Here is a 19281-nt window from a genome sequence, read left to right on the forward strand (position 1 = left end):
CTATTTTTGGGAATGAACGAGATAAGGTCGATAGAGCTATGATCGAAGCTTTGGCAATAATGCAATATGCTCATCCTGAAGAAACTGAAATGATGCTGGCAAAACTGGTGAATTCCTACACAGCAGCGGCAAATGAAAAATCCCGTAGATTCGTGTTGGAATTGAATCAGCAGTCCAAAACCGCTTTGCACCAGAAGTTTAAAATTCTGCGGTCAAACGTTTTTCAGATCGACAAAAAAGGCAGAGAAGTTGAAATAAAAGATATCACGGAATTTGTGGATGGATTTTTAACAGGTTGGATTTATGCTGATTTTACCAGTGCCATTTTCGGTCGTTATCCGGCTTTCAGGAACGTGGCAAAAGAATGGATAGTCGAGCCGTTCACAGAACAATATGAAAAAAAACCTTCCCGATTTTTTAAAAAATTGTTTGGCGAACTTTTTATAACGCTGCAGAATTTTGAGCCGGAAATTCCGGAATTTGAATAGATGAGGTAAAGATGAAATTTGAATTTATCGAAAGCGGTGGAGTGGTTTCTCCTCAGAAAAATAAACTGTATCTGGATGTAGGAAACGATCTCTGTCTGGGAATTATCGATCATCATCACAATTTTGAAAAAACCTGTGCTGCCAGCCTGGCGCTGCAGCACAAAGATTACATTACCGCTTGGATTACCGACGTGCAAAACACCACTATCGTTTTGCATGTCTGGCCCGATTTTGATTGCGTAGCTTCTGCCTATATTGCCGAAAAAATAATGCGAAAAGAAGATTCTGCGATTTCAAGCAAATTGCAGCTTCTGGCAGATTATGCACTCAAAGTGGATCAGGCTTTGGAAATGGAAGCGATCAACTTAAACGATCCTTCACTTTACACGATCTTTGAAGTTGCCAAGGAAATGATCTTGAATGATCATACCAAAAATTTTGAAGCCAAAAACCTGGCAATTGTGCAAACCGGATATGAAATTTTTGATCATCTGATGAGTAAACTTTCTGGTTTCGACAAAAAAATTCCAGCCAATCTTTTTGCTGATACAAACCAGTTCGACGAGCAAAAAAACACGCTGAAAGAAGAGATAAACAAATATCTGTCAGATCGGGAAAACAAAGAAAAATTTCGGGAGATCGAAATTGAATTACCACTGGTAAAAACCAGGGAATTGACTAAAGTTGCCGGAGTTATCTATAAAGACCCTTCCTGCAGTTTGTTCAAGCTTCTCTTGCGCAAAGGTATCGATTCACAAGAGATGAATTTGCCGAAATACGTGTTTTCTCTGATAATTTTTTCAGCTTCGGAATTCCACAGAAATACCAATTATATTCTCAGCGTCGATCCTGATCTTCCTGCCGAAGAACAAGTCGATCTGCTGGGTTTGGGAGATGCTCTGAACAGGAATGAAGAACAGAAATTTCGGGAAGCAAAGCAAAATCCTCTCACGCAGAAAGGTCCGCGTTTTACCGAATATCCGCTTTCCGATCCCTGGTACGACGGTCGCGCACATCAATGGACGATCGTGGCCAGCCCCAGAAACGGAACCAAATTGAATCTTTCTGAAATCGAACAGATCATGCACGATTTTCCTTTTGCATTCAGTTATTATGCAAATTCCGCTTCCAAATGCGATTTGATCTTTAAGATAAATTTGACAGAGCAGCCACAAATCCGTAAAAAATTTGCAGAATGGCAGGAAGTAATTCCTGAAAAAACTATCCTTTCTCAATCATTTCATAATTTCCTGGCTTGTTCCGATAAGAAAATGCTGTCGATCTATCAAAATCAAAATTGCCGTGTTTTCATTCATAACGATAAGATCGCACTACTTTTTGTGGAATTGAGCTTTCCAGCTGCAAAATACAGTCTTTCCGATCTTTTTATCGAAAATAACAAATTCAACGACAACCTGGAATTGCAATCTGTTCTGGATAAAAACACATGCTCGTTTCTATCTGAGATCAAAGCGGAATTGATCTACAAAAACTGGTTGTTTTCGCTGAAATCTGCCAACGATATGAACACAGATTCGGACAGGAAACTTTTTCATCAAATCGTAAAGAATTTCGCAGCTGGTTCTTCCACGCCATACAAAACAAATTTCTCGCAACTAAATGTAGATGAAACGGTTTCCATTTCCCGATATTCATTTTGTCACATTCAACCTACCGGTATCACTTTTGCTGTTCGAGATAACGATCCTGACCTGGAATTTTCGATTAGACGTCAATACAAAGAGCTTTGGTCGAACATTCTGCAATATGTTGTGTTCAATGGTCTGATGCTTTCTACTTCCTTAAATTTTATTAAAGAATCGGTAACGGAAATAAATTATCACAATCAGAAACCGGGAAAAACCGTTAAGAAATTGAATCGACTGAAAGATTTCCTGATCAAACTGAAAACCAGATCGGTGCTTTTCAATCTTACTTCCAATTCGCTGGTGAACGAGATCTGGGATAAATTTTTCCAGAAACTCAAGATCAAAGATATCAGTGAAAACGTGGATAATTCCATCACCGAATTGAATGATTATCTGCAAACCAAACGTCAATCGATCGTAGATCTGACGGTTTTCATCCTGTCGCTGGTTATCATTCCTTTCTCACTTCTGGGCGATTATTTCGGCGGCATGCTGATGGATACTTTTGGCAGTTGGGCAAAATTTACCTACATTGTTCTCATCGCCTATGGAGGTGCAATTGTGATTTCTTACGTACTGTACCGCATCATTCACAGCGTGAAGAAGATTAAATAGCGAGGAAAAATGCCGTCATCCTGACGTTTCTGTAATATTTAATCTAATATCTTTTTTTACTTCTTCCTTTCTTGGAAGAACGGTTAAACCTTTTATCTTTATTATTTGATTTTCTGCCAGTACGAAAACTTCTTTTGCTGCGAATTTGATCTTTTCCTTTCGCTTCCACGATAAGAGGTTTTTTGTCTCTTCCCTTTTTGCGGAAAGCATCGATGATGGCTTCAGCTTCTTCAAATGGTACATTGGCAAAAGAAAAATTATCAAACAGTTGCACATCTCTTATCAATTTCGCATCGACCATTGCTTCATTCTGGATCATCAGAGCCAATTTCTTTGGAGTTAGCTCATCCTTCTTTCCCAAAGCAATAAAAAGTCGGGTTATTCCGGATTGATCGGGAGAATTGCTATTTCGATCTTTATGTTTTGATTTCTTTTCCCTCTGCGGTTCAAAAATTTCCACATATTTATCTGCCGAAAATTCATTTTTGTAGGCATGAGCCAGCAGCGCTGCTATTATTTTTTGCGGAGGATAATCCGAGAGAAGTTCTTCTGCCAGCTGCAGATTTTCCTGAAAACTTTTATCCACGATTATTTCATCAAGCTCTTCTGCAATTCGCGCTCTTTTCAGTTTGAGTAATTCTTTCACTTTGGGAAGTGATTCTTTGCGAATTTCCGATCTGGAAACATGCTGAATCTGCATTAACTTACGATATTCGGACGGCGTGATAAATGTGATCGCAGTTCCTTCTTTTCCTGCTCTGCCTGTTCTTCCGATGCGGTGAACATAACTTTCCGGATTTTGCGGAATGGAATAATTCAGAACGTGAGTAAGATCGTCTATATCGATTCCACGTGCCGCTACATCTGTTGCCACCAGAATATTGATGCGCTTGTTTTTGAACTGGTTCAAAATTCTTTCTCGTTGAGCTTGAGAAATATCTCCATGCAAAGCTGCTGCGTCATAACCACGATCGATGAGGGCATTTGCCACATGATCCACTTTAAGCTTTGTTCTACAAAAAACCAGAGCGTAAAATTCCTTTTCCACATCGATTATTCTGCACAATGCTTCAAATTTATCGGAAGCCCGTACTTCGAAATAAATCTGATCCGTCTGATCAACTGTAAGTTGTTTTGTATCGACTCTTACAACTTGAAAGTCATCCATATAATTTTCTGCCAGGCTCAAAATTCGTTTAGGCATTGTAGCAGAAAACAGCAGAACTCTCTTTTCTTTGGGAGTTTTGGAAAGTATCAATTCGATATCTTCAATAAATCCCATGTTCAGCATTTCATCAGCCTCATCCAGCACGGCAAATTTTATATCATCTAAAACCAGTGTTCCACGTTTTATATGATCGATCACACGTCCGGGCGTTCCCACCACGATTTCCACACCTTTTTTCAATCTTCGCAACTGCTGATCGTAAGACTGCCCGCCATAAATCGGTAAAACTCCGATATTTCTTCCACCACGAAATGAGTTCATTTCTTCGGCAACCTGAACTGCCAATTCACGAGTTGGAGCCATAATCAATACTTGAATTTTACGGCTGTTTTCTTCTATTTGATCCATGATCGGCAGGCCAAAAGCAGCTGTTTTACCGGTTCCGGTTTGTGCCTGACCAACAATATCTTTTTCATTTTTTAAAAGTAAGGGAATTGTTAATTTCTGTATTGGTGATGGTTCTTCAAATCCTTTGTGGCCAATTGCCAGAAGAGATTTCTCGGATAATCCGAGTTTTTCAAATTTTTCTAAATTGCTCATTTAAATCCTATTTTTTCCTATTTTTTTTGTAACAGCCAGAAAGAAATAAATTTGTTTCTGAAAATCACGTAAACTATAATTTCTTAGGCAGTTATATTAGCAAGCTATTTGTTTGACAGATAAAAACCTTCCAGGTTTTGAAAGCCTGGAAGGTTTAAAAATTCTTACACCATTGTGAAGGTCAGAAGACCATTTGCAAGGTTCAATTAATCTATCTTCACTGTAACATACTGATAATTTCCGCTGGAAGTTTTGATGTAGAGCAGAATCACATCTTCTTTGATATCGTCTGTTGACTGGCGGAAATCTTTCACACTATCTATTTTTTTCTGATCGATTTCCAGGATGATATCTCCTACTTTCAATTGAGAAGAAGCTGCCGGGCTGTCTGGTTCGATCTTGGTGATAATGACTCCTTCATCTTCATTAATGTTGTTCCTTCTGGCAAAATCACCGTTTACCGATTCCACTTGCAAGCCAAGTTCACTGGACTGTTTACTGTCATTTTCGCTGGCAGCGATTTCTTCCAGATCCGGTCTTGGAACAAGAGTTACTTTCAATTTCTTCTCTTTATTGTTTCTGATCACTTTTAGCGGATATTCTTTGCCGATCTCACTATTGGCAATCAAGATTCGGAATTTAGCCACATTCTCGATCTCACTTCCACCAAATTCAATTATCACATCACCACGTTTCAAGCCAGCTTCCTCGGCAGGAGTATCTTCTTCTACTTTGGTTACCAGCACACCCTGAACTTTATCCAGATCCAAGCTTTCACGCAGATCAGAGTCGATTTCCTGTGGCAGAATTCCAATATAAGCTCGCACGACCTGTCCTTTTTCCATCAGATCTTGCGAAACTTTTTTTGCCAGGTTTACTGGAATGGCAAATCCAATTCCCACATTACCACCACTAGTACTTGTTATGGCTGCATTCACACCAATAACTTCTCCCTTCAAATTAAGTAGTGGTCCACCGGAATTTCCCGGATTGATGGCTGCATCGGTTTGAATATAATCCTGATAAATGGGAGAATCCGATCCAAAATTAAGATTAGCTCTTCCTGTTGCAGAAATCACACCGACTGTAACGGTTCGTTCCAAACCTAACTGACCAAAGGGATTTCCGATCGCTATCGCCCAGTCACCGATTTCCAGATTGTCGGAATTTCCCAACTCCACAACTGTGATCTGTTCAAATTCTTCAACTTCGATCTTGATGACTGCCAGATCTGTTTCGGAATCCAAACCGACAATTTCAGCAGTATATTTTGCTTTATCGGCCAAAGTTACTGTGATCTCTCCATCTTCACCATTTTGCACAACGTGATTATTTGTAATGATATAAACATCCTGCCCCTGTTTTTCGAATATAAATCCACTTCCCATACTCACGCTTTTACGGGGCTGCATCTGGGGCGGATTTGGAAAAAAGAATTTAAAGAAATCATCATTAAATGGTAATTGTCCCCTGGCATTAAAAGACTGTTCATATTCCACTTGAATATTTACGACCGATTCCCGAATGTTCTTTACCACATCCACAAAAGGGCTTTTTCCATCTGCAGTTACAGGATATTGTGCGTTTAGTGGTTGGATCGCTAAGGCTGCTGCGATCAGAACTATAATAAGAATTTTAAATTTCATGTTGCCTCCAAAATTGTTTTTTGTTTAAATGATAACCCTATCAAATGCAATAAGCTACCTCCATATTAAGGAATTTATCCTTTATAAAAAATTTTTATTTACACTTGATATAACGAAAAAGCCGTGAATGGTTTCACGGCTTTCTCGATTTTTTTTACTTTTATCCAATTTTAATTTCTTTGGAAGGTACAGGTTCTTTTTTGGGAATGTCCAGTTTCAGAACGCCATCTTCAAATTTGGCGGCTATCTTGTTGCTGTCCACTTCGTCATTCAAACTGAGTACACGACGATAGCTGCCCTGATAACGCTCGCAACGGCAATAGGAACCTTTCTTTTCTTCTTTCTTTTCTTCTTTTTGAGCTTCGATGACAAGTTCGTTGTTGTTCACAGAAATCTTCACATCTTTTTTCTTGAAGCCAGGCAGATTTGCTTCGATCACAAATTTGTCGTCTTCTTCCAGAATGTCGATTGCCATTGTTCTCTGCTTGTCCTGAACTTCTTCACCTTTGAAGAAGTCATCCACGAATTTGTCAAAAAGCGACATCATTGGATAAAAGTTTTTCCTGTTGTTGTTAAAAGGTACTACTTTCATTTTTCTTACCTCCTCCAATTTTTTATCTGGAGACAATATAATCGAGAAAGCAAATCGCGCAAGAATTTTTTTAGCACTCTTTTTAAAAGACTGCTAATTTTCTTGTTGACATCGATCAAAAGCTGATTAGTTTTTGTTTTGTCAAAACCGTATAGAGTGAATATTGTGTGAATTTGTTGATTTTTTAAAATAATTCTCAATTTGTACCGGTTTTTTTAAATAAGGAATAAAGAATATTATTGCATTTTACAAGAAATATTTATTATTCTTCTATTTTCAGAAATTCAATTTATAAATGGAGGGATAATGATAGTAAAGCTGGATAATCTGGGTGAAAAAGAAATCCTGGATCGGGGAGTTCGTGATTGGCCGTCCTGGGAAAAAGAAGCATTTCAGGTTGATTGGTATTATGATGCAATCCAGGATTGTTTGATGTTGGAAGGTGAAGTATTAGTAAAAAATGATAAAGGACAATTAGAATTCAAAAAGCAAGGACCAGAATTAATTGAAAGTGGGAATGAAAAATTGATAATTAAGAAATTTTTTTTTCAAAAGATATTAGTAAAATAATTTTAAGTAGGAGGTAAAATGTTAATTCAAGCAATCAAAGATCGTTTTAGTGCAAGAAAATTCAAAGACAAACCGGTGGAACAGGAAAAACTGGATGAAATTCTGGAAGCTGCTCGCTTGGCTCCTTCAGCAAGCAACAAACAAACCTGGAAATTTGTCGTAATCAGAGATATTGAAAAAAGGAAACAACTCACTGAAATCTGTAGAGGACAGAAATTTGTTTCAGAAGCCCCAATTACAATTGCAATCTGCAACACAAACTTTGATTACGTTATGACTTGCGGGATGAACGCGCCGATTATTGATGGAGCAATCGCAGCTGAGCACATTGTTCTTCAGGCTGCTGAATTGGGTTTGGGAACCTGTTGGATCGGAGCATTCTATCACGATAAAATGGCTGAGTTGATCAATCTGCCGAAAGATTATAAAATTGTAGGATTGCTGCCACTTGGCTATCCCGATGTAGAAAAAGGCAAGCGCAATCTAAAACCAAAAGAAGAAGTAATCTTGTGGGATAGTTTTTAGTTTTGGAATTGCCCCAAAGCAAAGCTTGGGGGTAAGAACAAAAAAAGAAAATCCGTTTTCTAACTCAAGCCTTTGCAATAAGGCAAATCCGGGGTAGATTAATTTTCTCTTGTTGCAATGTTAACTTGAAAAGGCTTTAATTGGAAAAATTCTATCACTCAGCCTTTTCAATGATTTAGGGATCTTGTTCCTAAATTCCTGTTTGGGAAAATAAAAGCATACGAAACTCCTGTTTCGTAAAAATGTTAAAAAAAATCAGTTCCCTTTAAAGGGGGAATAAAAGGGGTTTTTCTCTTTAATGGACTTATTTTTCATCAACAAAACCCCTCTCGATCTCCCCTTACAAAGGGGAGCAGAAAAGAATTTGAAATTATAGGTAGGAGGTAATTTATGAACATAAACAGATTTACCATAAAATCTCAGGAAGCTTTGGAAAAGGCGCGTCAGATCGCTGAAGATTTTTGTCATCAGGAGATAACTCCTGTTCACCTGTTTTCGGCACTGGTTCAGCAGGAAGAAGGATTTACCAAATCACTTCTCAAAAAACTGGATATTGAAAGTTCAGCTGTAGAAGAAGATCTGAATTCTTTTCTGCAAAACCAGCCGAAAATCGAAGGTGTTTATCAGACCGGACTTTCCAGAGAGTTGAATACTGTTTTTTCTGAAGCTGAAAAAGAAGCCGGAAAACTGCAGGATGAATACGTAAGTGTGGAACATCTGCTATTGGCAATCCTGGAAAAAGGCAAACTTCCTTCTTCTCTCAATAAATATGGTTTATCCAAAGACAAAGTATTGAAAGCTTTAAAAGAAGTTCGGGGCAATCAGAAGGTAAGCGATCAGAACCCGGAAGCAAAATATCAAGCCCTGGAAAAATATGCTCGTAACCTGACTAAACTGGCCCGGCTGGGTAAACTCGATCCGGTGATCGGTCGTAATGATGAGATTAGAAGAACAATCCAGACGCTTTCGCGTCGCAGGAAAAATAATCCTGTTCTGATCGGAGAACCTGGAACTGGAAAAACAGCGATAGTGGAAGGCTTGGCTCGCCGAGTTGTGGACTTGGACGTTCCCGAAAACTTGAAGCACAAAGATATAGTGGAACTTGATATGGGCTCACTTCTGGCCGGAGCAAAATTTCGCGGTGAATTTGAAGAACGCCTGAAAGCTGTGCTGAAAGAAGTAGAAAAAGCGGAAGGCAAGATAATTCTCTTCATTGATGAAATTCACACTGTTGTGGGAGCGGGAGCTGCGGAAGGTGCTGTGGACGCTTCGAATATGCTCAAACCCGCTCTGGCGCGTGGAACGCTGCATTGTATCGGGGCGACAACGTTGGATGAATACCGCAAATACATCGAAAAAGATGCAGCTCTGGAACGTCGTTTCCAGCCTGTTCTGATTGATGAACCGAACGTAGAAGATACTATTTCCATTTTGCGGGGAATCAAAGAAAAATATGAAGTACATCATGGAGTGCAGATCACAGATACTGCTCTGGTTTCGGCAGCGATGCTTTCCAACAGATACATCTCGGATCGTTTCTTGCCCGATAAAGCTATAGACTTAATGGATGAAGCCTGTTCCAGCCTGAGAATGGAGATCGATTCCATGCCGCAGGATCTGGAATTGGTAGAAAGAAAACTGCGCCAGTTGGAGATTGAAAAACTTTCTTTAAAACGGGAAAAAGACAAAGTTTCCAAAGAAAGAATGGAACTGATCAACCAGGAAATGGCTGACTTGAAAGAAAAGCAGGCAAATCTTCGTGTCCGTTGGGAACATGAAAAAAATCTTCTCAAACAGATCAGCGAACTTTCCGAAAAGATCGATCAGATAAAAGCAGAAGCCGAAATTGCCGAACGAAAAGGAGAACTGGATAAAGTTTCCCGACTAAAATACGGTGAACTGGTGGATAAACAGAAACAACTGGAAGATCTGAAAGCAAAAGTGCAGGAAATTCCCAAAGACCAGCAGCTGCTCAAGGAAGTCGTGGATGAAGAAATGATCGCCGAAGTGGTGGCAAAATGGACAGGAATTCCAGTTTCCAAACTGATGCAGAGCGAACTTGCGAAACTGGTAAAAATGGAAGATGTGCTTTCCAACCGAGTGGTCGGACAAAAAGAAGGAATTATTGCGCTGTCCAATGCAATCCGCCGTTCCCGCAGCGGACTTTCCGATGCCGATAAACCAATCGGCTCGTTCCTGTTCATGGGGCCAACCGGCGTGGGAAAAACCGAACTCGCCAAAACCTTGGCGGAGTTCATGTTCGATACAGACCGAGCCATCATCCGCATCGATATGAGCGAATTCATGGAAAAGCATTCCGTGGCGAGAATGATCGGTGCACCCCCCGGTTACGTTGGTTATGAAGAAGGCGGTTACCTCACGGAAGCGGTGCGCAGAAAACCATATTCCATCATTCTGCTGGATGAGATCGAAAAAGCACATCACGATGTATTCAATATTCTTCTGCAAATTCTGGATGACGGTCGTTTGACCGACGGAAAAGGACGTACAGTAGATTTCAAAAACACAGTCATCATCATGACTTCCAACGTTGCTTCGCAGTTTATCTACGAAATGGGCGATAAACCGGAAGAAGAGATCAAAGCCAACCTGAAAGAAGCTTTGCAGCAGTATTTCCGTCCGGAATTTTTGAATCGTCTGGATGATATCATCGTTTTCCACAGGTTGGATAAAGAGCAGATTCGCCAGATCGTGAAACTGCAGCTTAAAATTCTGAATAAACGGCTGAAAGATAAAAATATCGAATTGGAATTTTCGGAAGCAGCGCTGGATAAACTCACCGAAATGGGATTCGATCCGCAGTTTGGTGCGCGACCTTTGAAACGCGTGATCCAGAAAGAGATTGAAAACAGATTGGCAATTGAACTTTTGGAAGGTAATGTGCTGCCAGGTCAGAAAATTAAAATTGATGTGGAAGGGGATGAGTTTAAATTTAGTTAACCCATCTGCAATCTTCCCTTAACCAGCCTTCGTGTTACTACGGCACGGCAGGCAGGGCAGAACGTAGAAAAGCAGGAAGAAGCGACACTTGTTCCCAAACTCCGGTTTATCGCATCGTAGTTCAGCGAAGTCGGATTTGGGAACTTTTTTTTTGAAACTCCTGTTTTGTTTTTAACTCACTCTTGGCTCTCCCCTCTCTTACAAAGAGGGTACAGCAGGCAAAAGTCGGGAAATATTTTTCGGTAATATCAACGATCTTCATTTTTCACCTTCCTATTTTCAACACTAATTTAGTGTAGAAAAGTGTCCAGTGTAATCTTGGCACAGAGGGGCATTCCAAGTATAATAAAGAAGAAGTAATATTGAAGTTTTTCAGCAAGTAGTCACGAAATCAATGTAAGCTATGAATATTAAAAAAGTTACACAAAAAGTGCTTGACAGATAAGCCAGCATAAAAAAAAACAAGTACCGATGATTAATTTATAAGGAGATATAAAGTTATGACAAAAGCAGATTTAGTAAGAATCGTATCAGCAGAAACAGGCATCATTCGCAAAGATGTTGCTCTGGCAGTAGACGCTTTTCTGGAAGCAGTAAAAGATTCAATGAAAGATGGGAAACATATCGAGATCAGAGGATTCGGAACTTTCAAACTTAAAGAAAGAAAAGAAAGAATCGGCCGCAATCCAAAAACAGAAGAAAAAGTTACAGTTCCTCGCCGTGTAGTTCCTACCTTCAAATTTTCAAGAGCTTTCAAAGACGAAGTGGATGAAGCCAACCAGAACCTGCTGAAATAGTTGGAGGATTAATGCCCTGCGGAAAAAAAAGAAAAAGATACAAGATCAGTAATCACAAAAGAAAAAAACGTCTGCGTAAAAACAGACACAAGAAAAAGGGTAAATAAATAATTATTAAGCTCTATTAATAAATTTGCCGGGAACTCAACTGAGATCTCGGCATTTTTATTATCAGATGATCTTAGATTTACGATTAACGATTTGAGATTTACGAAGTCTTAATAATAAATACGCGTCATCCTGAGGAATCCTTTAGCCCGACTTGCGACTGTGTCCGGCGAAGCTCTGCGAAGACGGAAGGATCTCGTGAAATTCTGCAAGCTTTACTGCTAGCCGTTTAAAAGAATGTTGAACTTCACGTTTTGAGGAGTCTTTTCGTTCATTATCTACGTCTTGAAAATTTTCAAATAACCGATAGTGGAAGATCAGCAAAAACATTAAGATTTATCGAAATGGTTAAAACCATTGTAAATTTTATTATCGGGATTATGTTTCCCACGAATGAATTCGTGGGCTTTTGTGATTTACGAAGTCAAAAAAAAGCGATTATGATTTGAATCTTTTCTGAAGTCTGAAGTCTGAAGTCTGAAGTCTGAAGTCTGAAGTCTGAAGTCTGAAGTCTGAAGTCTAAACTCTAAATTCTACCTACAATTCTTCTTCTGTAATAATCTCAATTCCATTTTCTGCCAGAAGTTCTGCTGTAATGCCGTTTCCAGATTTTATGATTCCACTGAATGAGCCATCGTAAATTTCACCAAATCCACAGGAAGGCGAACACTGTTTCAGGATTGCCTTTTTACAACCGATCATTTGAGCGATTTTCAATGTTTCTTCTGCACCTTTTTGGAAGTTCTCAGTTACATCTATCTTGCGATTTGAAATGACTTGATCACCTACAATTTCGGCTGGATTGCGCGGAGTGGAAAGTCCGCCAAGTTGTTCGGGACAAACCGGAATTGCCAAACCTTTCTTCACCAGCTCCACAACTTTATCGCACTTGTTGTCGCCACCGTCGTATTTACATTTAATTCCTGCCAGACAGGCACTTACCAGGATCATTTTATAACTCCAGCTTTCCCTTGAAATAACGCTCACGGTTTTGCTTGGCTTTTTTTTCTGCCCATTCCGTTATTCCCAATTTTTTGATCTGACACAAATTAAAAAGCTTCAAATTATGTGGTCTTTTATCAGCCAGATCAGCAAAAGGATGAAGATTGTTACATGGCATTTCGTCACATTCAACGCAGGAATAAATTCCTTTTCCTGTGATACATCTAAACACTTTACAGGAACTGTTCATATCCAGAAATCCAATTTGCCCCTTTTCTGCCCGGCAACCTCGACAGGACACCTTTTCTTCCGGAATTTTCAATTTATCAGCTATCATTTTTTTTAGTTTTTCATTTTCTGCAGCTTGATAGATTAGACAATTCCAGCAGTCCAAACCGCAGGGAGCGGTTAATTGTTGATAATCGATATTCATTATAATTTCTCCTGAAGTTCCGATAGAATTTTTATTGCTTCCAGCGGAGTCATATTTTCCACATCCATGTTTCTAATTTCTTCTAGAATCTCATTTTTTTGATCTGACTTTTCGATGATAGCTTCAAAAATATTCATCTGGCTGGAAGCTGATTTCAATTGTTTTCTTGCTGTTGCCGTCAAGCCTTGAGCGCTTAATTCATGCTCTTCCAGATTTTGCAGGATCTGCTTTGCTCTGGAAATAACACGCTTGGGAATTCCTGCCAGACGAGCTACTTGAATTCCATAACTTTGATCGGCAGTACCACGTTCTATTTTGCGAAGGAAAATAATTTCGTCATTCCATTCTTTCACGACCACATTCAGATTTTTGACTTTATCCAGCACATTTTCCAATTCTGTGAGTTCATGGTAATGTGTGGCAAAAAGAGTTTTCGCGGATATTTTTTTGTTATTATGAATATATTCCACGATCGACCAGGCCAGACTCAAACCATCAAAAGTACTGGTACCACGCCCGATTTCATCCAACAAAATAAGCGAATTGGGAGTTGCAGAATTCAAGATATTGGCAGTTTCGATCATTTCTACCAGGAACGTGCTCTGCCCCATCGCCAGATTATCAGATGCACCCACGCGAGTGAAAACTTTATCGAAAACAGGAAGATCAGCACTTTCTGCCGGAATGAAACTTCCCATTTGTGCCATTATTACCAGAAGTCCAACCTGGCGCAGATATGTAGATTTTCCTGCCATGTTTGGTCCAGTTATCAAGCTGATCATATTTTCATCGGAAATCTGCACATCATTGGGAATGAACTCTTCATTTTCCAGGATTCGTTCAATGACTGGATGGCGGCTATTTATAATTTTTACAATTCCTTCATCATTGAACTGCGGACGGCAATAATTGTTGTGATATGCCAGGTAAGCCAGGTTCGAAAGTGCATCCAGATTTGCCACCACTTCCACGAATTTCTGCATCATTTCCACTTTTTCATACAGCTCTTCCCGAATATCGGAAAAAAGTTCGTATTCCAGGCTTTTGATGCGTTCTTCCGCTCCCAGAACTTTTGCTTCATATTCTTTTAGTTCCGGACTGATGTAACGTTCGGCATTTACCAGAGTCTGCTTACGAATATAATGTTCCGGAACTTTATCTTTGTGGGTTTTGGTAACTTCCAGGTAATATCCAAAAACTCGATTGTAACCTACTTTTAAAGAAGAAATTCCGGTACTTTTACGTTCTTCTTCTTCAAGTCGGAAAATCCAGCTTTTGCCGCTTTTACTGATCTCTCGCAGTTCATCGAGATCTTTATTGAAACCATCTTTGATGATATTCCCATCTGTAATTTGCAGTGGTGCTTCTTCTTCGATAGCAGAATCGATAAGATCGATAATCTCAGAATAATCTACGATCTGGGAATGCAATTCACTCAAAAGCTGATTATCCAGTTCTGAAATTATTTTTGCCAGAAGCGGTGCAGTATCCAGATAATTCCGTAAAGCAATCACATCACGTGGATTCACTCGCATCGAACCTATTTTACTGAGAATGCGGCTCAGGTCACCGACATTTTTCAGGATCGAGCGAATATCTTCTGTCAGCAGGAATTCTTCTTTTAAAATCTGCACAGCATCGAGCCGTTTATTTATCTGCTCTGCATCAATGAGAGGATTCAGCAGCCATTCTGTTATTTTACGAGCTCCCATCGCTGTTTCAGTTTTATTCAAAATCGAGATAAGACTGCCAAAACTGGTGCCGTAGCGCATCGATTTTAGAAGTTCCAGATTTCTGCGAGTCGTTTCATCCAGCTGCATATAGTTTTCCAGAGAATAAAATCGCAAGTTGCTAATATGCTTAAGATTATCATTCTTTAAAGATTTAATGTAAGAAAGCGCAACTCCGGCAGCTGTTCTACCAAGCGGTTTATGACGTGCTCCCAGACCTTCCAGAGTTGTAATTCCAAAGTGTGATTTCAAGGTTCGATCTGCCTCTTCCGTGTCGAAATACCAGTTGTCGAAAACTGTGATCGTGGGTTGCGGTTCCAATTTCAGCTTTTGGATATCTACTTCCATTTCTTCATTTTGAACGATAATTTCTTTAGTTTGAAAACGGATAAGTTCATTGGCAAGTTGATCATTTTCCAATTCCGTAAACAGAAAATCTGCTGTAGAAACATCCAGCAATGCAAGACCGGTTTTTGATTTATTTTCTGGTTTATAAATTACTGCCAGATAATTATTTGCCGTCGATTCGATTAGATTGCCATCGATTATCGAACCAGGCGTGATGATATCGACAATGTCACGTTTCACTAAACCTTTTGCCAATTTGGGATCTTCCATTTGTTCACAGATCACAATCTTCATACCGGCTTTTACCAGTTTATCCAGATAATTGTTGAGTGCATGATGCGGAAAACCAGCCAACGGAATCGGGTCATCGGCTTTTTTATCGCGGGCTGTCAGCGTGATCCCCAGAATTTTGGATGCAGTTTTAGCATCTTCAAAAAAGGTTTCGTAAAAATCTCCCATTCTAAAAAGCAGCAGTTTATCGGGATGTTTATCTTTGATCTGCATAAACTGCTTCAGCATCGGTGTAAGTTTTTTCTTTTTTGTTTTCTCGGGTTGAGTTTTTTTTGTCTTCATTTTAGTCGTATTTTTTTACCAGGAAAGATTTTATGCCGTTCTTTTCCAACTTTTTCATGGCACTTGTCAGTTTTGTTTCATCCGGAAAAGGACCGACCATGACCACATTTAGTTTCTTACTATTTTTTATCTTGGTAAAAACAGAATAACTGTAACCGATAGTTTTAATTTTGCTTCCCAGTTTATTGGCATTTTGCCTGGAACTGAACGCTCCAACCTGGAGATAAAGTTTGTTTTCATTTTGATTTTGATCAGGTGGTTTCTTATTAGGATCGACCAGTAAATAGGAACTGAAAGCGGAAAGATCAATGTCGATTTTATCTTCATTTTTTAGTTTATAAATTCGTTCTTCTGCCATGTAGCTGTATTGATGATAAGGAAATTCCTGTTTCAATTTTTTGTAATAAACCAGTGCTGAAGTGAAGTCGGAAAGCAGTTCCTGGCAATTTCCCAATTTGAAATAAAGCAGTGGAATATTGTCGCTTATATACTTGGAAACACGTAATTCTTCCAAAGTTTCATACGCTTTTTTGTAGTTACCTTTCATCAGATAAGCTTCCGTCATCAGGAAAAAAGCAGATTCTACTTTATGAAAATCTTCCGAATCAGCAATATAAATTTGAGCGGAAATAATTGCCAGCTGATACTGCTCATTTTTCAGATAGGCTTTTGCCAGCCAATATTGTTTATCTTCGATTAGTGGAGAATAAATCTCTTTAAGGTAGGAAACAGCTTCAGCATAATTTCGATCCAGCAGATTCAGTTTTGCCAGATCAAGCAAGGCGAATTGTCCGTATAGACTGTCTTTGCAGGAAGTTGCCAGATCAAGTAGTTCAGGCTCAAATTTCTTTCTATCCTGCTGATCGATTGCTTTCTTATATTTTGTTTCCAGGGCAGATTTCGCACAAAATATTTGTGAACAAAACAGCAAACATACAGCTATAAAAATTCCCGATCTCATTATCCTTTATCACAACCAACTTTTTTTCTTAGGATTCCATGAGCAGGCACTTTTTTTGGCAAGATAATTTTAATAATCGTATTTGGTTTGGTAAATTCCAAGGGATTATCTTCTTCATCTAAAATATTATCTACTATCCACTTCATGTCGTCTTTTCTGTTTGGGAAGATGATCTCTATTTCATCTCCCACTTTGAATTTAGCGCGCATCGCAGCTTTTATTTTATTGCCGCTTGTTTCGATGATATTTCCCAGGAATTGATGAGTTCGAATATAGGCAGAATCTCCGTGATATTGAGTTTGTGAAGAATCGAATACATCAAAGAAAGCTTCTGAATAATGCCGATGACTGATCTTATCAAGTTCAGCGATTAATTCTTGATCAATGGATTTATTTTGTTCAATTCTTCCTAAAGCTTCGCGATAAATTCGCGTAGCATTTGCCACATAATAGAGGCTCTTCATTCTGCCTTCGATCTTTATGCTGGAAATTCCCGCTTGTCTGATTTCCAACAATCGTTCAATCAAACGAAGATCTTTGGAATTCATCAGATAAGTTCCTTGTTCATCTTCCGAAATATTGAAAAATTCTCCCGGACGGGAAGGTTCGGAAAGATGATATTCCCAACGGCAAGGTTGTGTGCATTCACCTTGGTTGGCAGATCGCGCATTCAAATAAGAACTGAGCAGGCAACGGCCAGAATAGGACATACACATGGCACCATGAACAAACATTTCCAGTTCAACTTCTGGTACTTTTTCATGAATTTCTCTAATTTCGGAAATCGTTAATTCCCGAGCTAAAATTATTCGTTTTGCTCCCTGTTTATACCAGAATTCAGCAGATTTCCAGGAAGTTACGTTTGCTTGAGTGCTGATATGAATTGGAATTTGAGGAGCAAACTCTTTTGCCAATGAAAATACTGCAGGATCGGAAATAATAAGAGCATCAACTTTGATATCTTGCAAGAATTTTAAATATTCAGGTAAATCATCGATATCAGAGTTGTGTGCAAAAATGTTTACGGTAATGTAGATTTTCTTATTTTTGGAATGGCAAAAATCAACAGCTTCGATGAGTTCTTCTTTCGAAAAATTTGTGCTTTTTGCACGAAGTCCAAAATTCCTTCCTGCTGCGTAAACAGCAGCGGCACCGTAATTTATTGCGTATTTAAGTTTTTCTATATTTCCTGCTGGAGATAGAAGCTCCATTAACGACTCATCACCCTCAGTAATTCAGCATTGCTTTTGGTTGCCTGCATTTTGGTTTTCAGCATTTCGATACCTTTGAGTGGACTCATTCCTTTCAGGAATTGACGCAGTACGAACATACGCTGAACTTCTTCTTTGGTAAGTAGTAATTCTTCTCTTCTTGTACCAGATTTAACCAGATCAACAGCTGGATACATGCGCAGATCACTGATGGAACGATCCAGAACAAGTTCCATATTTCCTGTTCCTTTAAATTCTTCAAAGATAACCTGATCCATTCTACTTCCGGTATCCACCAGAGCTGTTGCGATGATCGTTAAGCTTCCCTGTTCCAAGGTATTACGTGCAGCTCCGAAGAATTTCTTTGGTCTATGAAGCGAACCTGCATCCAAACCACCGGAAAGAACTCTGCCACTGGACGGTTGAGCCATGTTATAAGCTCGAGCTAAACGTGTGATACTATCCAGCATTATCACAACATCATGACCCTTTTCCACTTTTTTCTTGGCTTTTTCAATTGCCATTTCTGCCACTTGAATATGATTTCGTGGCTGCTCATCAAAAGTAGAACTGACAACTTCCGAATTTTCGGGAATAAGTATTTTCCTCATTTCGGTCACTTCTTCGGGTCGTTCATCTACCAAGAGCACTATCACATAAACTTCTTTGTGATTTGTAAGAATTGCGTTTGCAATATTCTGCATCAGAACAGTTTTACCGGTTCTTGGTGCAGCAACTATCAGCCCTCTCTGTCCTTTTCCAATCGGTGTAAATAGATCTATGACACGAGTGGAAATATTATCTTTATCTGTTTCCAATATCAGTCTTTCTTCAGGATAGTAAGGTGTTAATTTATCAAAATAACGAACATCACGAACTTCTTCAGGATCTCCCTTATTAATAGAATCAACTCGAATAAGTGCAAAATATTTTTCTTCATCTTTTGGTGCACGAGCCGGACCTGCAACCATGTGGCCCTTTCTTAGTCCGAATCTCTTTATCTGAGAACTGGAAACGTAAATATCGTTACGTCCATGAGTATAATTATTCTTCTTGAATCTAAGAAAACCATAACCATCATCAACAACCTCTAAACAGCCATAAACAAAAGCCAGGCCTTCCTGAGTTGCTTCCATTTCAAATATTTTATGTAGAAGATCATTCTTTTTCAAACCCGTTATATCTTCTATTTCTAATTCTTTGGCCAATTTCTTTAATTCAACCATTGTCCATTGAAAAAGATTTCTTTCTTCGTCAATCATTTTGAACTCCTTTAAAAACTTGTTAATCCACGCTTGAAATTCTAATTATTGTATTTTGATCAAAAAACTTTTTCGAAGCCGTGATGTCAAGAATTTTAAATT

Annotated in this window: 15 protein-coding genes; 6 read left to right on the forward strand and 9 right to left on the reverse strand. The window is 39.0% G+C overall.

Annotated features, from left to right (window positions below; translation table 11 throughout):
- Positions 1–488: hypothetical protein (locus K9N40_04745; GenBank protein ID MCF7813767.1), on the forward strand; the 488-nt coding region annotated here is incomplete at its 5' end.
- An 11-nt stretch (positions 489–499) separates the two neighbouring features.
- Positions 500–2752, forward strand: a complete 2253-nt coding sequence (locus K9N40_04750) for a hypothetical protein (GenBank protein ID MCF7813768.1) — start codon at positions 500–502, stop codon at positions 2750–2752.
- 43 nt (positions 2753–2795) lie between these two features.
- Here K9N40_04750 and K9N40_04755 read toward each other — a convergent pair whose 3' ends face one another.
- The 3 genes from K9N40_04755 to K9N40_04765 form a co-directional block, all read right to left on the reverse strand.
- Positions 2796–4520, reverse strand: a complete 1725-nt coding sequence (locus K9N40_04755; protein MCF7813769.1) for a DEAD/DEAH box helicase — start codon at positions 4518–4520, stop codon at positions 2796–2798.
- Positions 4521–4726: 206 nt separating this feature from the next.
- Entirely contained in the window at positions 4727–6166 is a 1440-nt protein-coding gene (locus K9N40_04760) for a Do family serine endopeptidase (protein MCF7813770.1), read from the reverse strand.
- Between the two features lie 160 nt (positions 6167–6326).
- Positions 6327–6758: an Hsp20/alpha crystallin family protein gene (locus tag K9N40_04765; GenBank protein ID MCF7813771.1), complete on the reverse strand. Its 432-nt coding sequence runs from the start codon at positions 6756–6758 to the stop codon at positions 6327–6329.
- 306 nt (positions 6759–7064) lie between these two features.
- Between K9N40_04765 and K9N40_04770 the strand changes: the two genes are divergently transcribed.
- The 4 genes from K9N40_04770 (at position 7065) to K9N40_04785 (ending at position 11611) form a co-directional block, all read left to right on the forward strand.
- Positions 7065–7328 carry a hypothetical protein gene (locus K9N40_04770; protein MCF7813772.1) on the forward strand — a complete coding sequence of 88 codons (264 nt, stop codon included), beginning with the start codon at positions 7065–7067 and terminating at the stop codon, positions 7326–7328.
- Between the two features lie 18 nt (positions 7329–7346).
- On the forward strand, positions 7347–7853 hold the full coding sequence (locus K9N40_04775) for a nitroreductase family protein (GenBank protein ID MCF7813773.1): 507 nt from the start codon (positions 7347–7349) through the stop codon (positions 7851–7853).
- Positions 7854–8243: 390 nt separating this feature from the next.
- Positions 8244–10814 (forward strand): ATP-dependent chaperone ClpB, encoded by a 2571-nt coding sequence (gene clpB, locus K9N40_04780; protein ID MCF7813774.1) that lies wholly within the window; start codon positions 8244–8246, stop codon positions 10812–10814.
- 500 nt (positions 10815–11314) lie between these two features.
- Positions 11315–11611 (forward strand): integration host factor subunit beta, encoded by a 297-nt coding sequence (locus tag K9N40_04785; protein ID MCF7813775.1) that lies wholly within the window; start codon positions 11315–11317, stop codon positions 11609–11611.
- Between the two features lie 645 nt (positions 11612–12256).
- Here the strand turns inward: K9N40_04785 and K9N40_04790 are convergent.
- From K9N40_04790 to rho, 6 genes are read right to left on the reverse strand one after another with little or no spacing between them, the layout of a single operon-like run.
- The gene (locus K9N40_04790; protein MCF7813776.1) at positions 12257–12670 is read right to left on the reverse strand and encodes a DUF523 domain-containing protein; all 414 of its coding nucleotides are present in this window, start codon (positions 12668–12670) and stop codon (positions 12257–12259) included.
- A 1-nt stretch (position 12671) separates the two neighbouring features.
- Positions 12672–13088 carry a DUF3795 domain-containing protein gene (locus tag K9N40_04795; GenBank protein ID MCF7813777.1) on the reverse strand — a complete coding sequence of 139 codons (417 nt, stop codon included), beginning with the start codon at positions 13086–13088 and terminating at the stop codon, positions 12672–12674.
- A gap of 5 nt (positions 13089–13093) precedes the next feature.
- Positions 13094–15691, reverse strand: a complete 2598-nt coding sequence (gene mutS / locus K9N40_04800; protein ID MCF7813778.1) for a DNA mismatch repair protein MutS — start codon at positions 15689–15691, stop codon at positions 13094–13096.
- Positions 15692–15746: 55 nt separating this feature from the next.
- On the reverse strand, positions 15747–16706 hold the full coding sequence (locus K9N40_04805) for an SPOR domain-containing protein (protein MCF7813779.1): 960 nt from the start codon (positions 16704–16706) through the stop codon (positions 15747–15749).
- The gene (locus tag K9N40_04810; GenBank protein ID MCF7813780.1) at positions 16706–17917 is read right to left on the reverse strand and encodes a U32 family peptidase; all 1212 of its coding nucleotides are present in this window, start codon (positions 17915–17917) and stop codon (positions 16706–16708) included. Before K9N40_04810 ends, K9N40_04805 begins: the two co-directional genes overlap by 1 nt.
- Entirely contained in the window at positions 17917–19179 is a 1263-nt protein-coding gene (gene rho / locus K9N40_04815; protein ID MCF7813781.1) for a transcription termination factor Rho, read from the reverse strand. The genes K9N40_04810 and rho overlap by 1 nt, the downstream gene beginning before the upstream one ends.
- Positions 19180–19281 lie beyond the last annotated feature (102 nt).

It is taken from the genome of Candidatus Cloacimonadota bacterium (assembly GCA_021734245.1).
GTDB lineage: Bacteria > Cloacimonadota > Cloacimonadia > Cloacimonadales > TCS61 > B137-G9.

Excerpts from the sequence above, each read along its gene's own strand:
- K9N40_04750 (MCF7813768.1), top strand. The coding sequence starts at position 500 with ATGAAATTTGAATTTATCGAAAGCGGTGGAGTGGTTTCTCCTCAGAAA.
- K9N40_04755 (MCF7813769.1), bottom strand. The coding sequence starts at position 4,520 with ATGAGCAATTTAGAAAAATTTGAAAAACTCGGATTATCCGAGAAATCT.
- K9N40_04760 (MCF7813770.1), bottom strand. The coding sequence starts at position 6,166 with ATGAAATTTAAAATTCTTATTATAGTTCTGATCGCAGCAGCCTTAGCG.
- K9N40_04765 (MCF7813771.1), bottom strand. The coding sequence starts at position 6,758 with ATGAAAGTAGTACCTTTTAACAACAACAGGAAAAACTTTTATCCAATG.
- K9N40_04770 (MCF7813772.1), top strand. The coding sequence starts at position 7,065 with ATGATAGTAAAGCTGGATAATCTGGGTGAAAAAGAAATCCTGGATCGG.
- K9N40_04775 (MCF7813773.1), top strand. The coding sequence starts at position 7,347 with ATGTTAATTCAAGCAATCAAAGATCGTTTTAGTGCAAGAAAATTCAAA.
- clpB (MCF7813774.1), top strand. The coding sequence starts at position 8,244 with ATGAACATAAACAGATTTACCATAAAATCTCAGGAAGCTTTGGAAAAG.
- K9N40_04785 (MCF7813775.1), top strand. The coding sequence starts at position 11,315 with ATGACAAAAGCAGATTTAGTAAGAATCGTATCAGCAGAAACAGGCATC.
- K9N40_04790 (MCF7813776.1), bottom strand. The coding sequence starts at position 12,670 with ATGATCCTGGTAAGTGCCTGTCTGGCAGGAATTAAATGTAAATACGAC.
- mutS (MCF7813778.1), bottom strand. The coding sequence starts at position 15,691 with ATGCTGAAGCAGTTTATGCAGATCAAAGATAAACATCCCGATAAACTG.
- K9N40_04805 (MCF7813779.1), bottom strand. The coding sequence starts at position 16,706 with ATGAGATCGGGAATTTTTATAGCTGTATGTTTGCTGTTTTGTTCACAA.
- K9N40_04810 (MCF7813780.1), bottom strand. The coding sequence starts at position 17,917 with ATGGAGCTTCTATCTCCAGCAGGAAATATAGAAAAACTTAAATACGCA.
- rho (MCF7813781.1), bottom strand. The coding sequence starts at position 19,179 with ATGATTGACGAAGAAAGAAATCTTTTTCAATGGACAATGGTTGAATTA.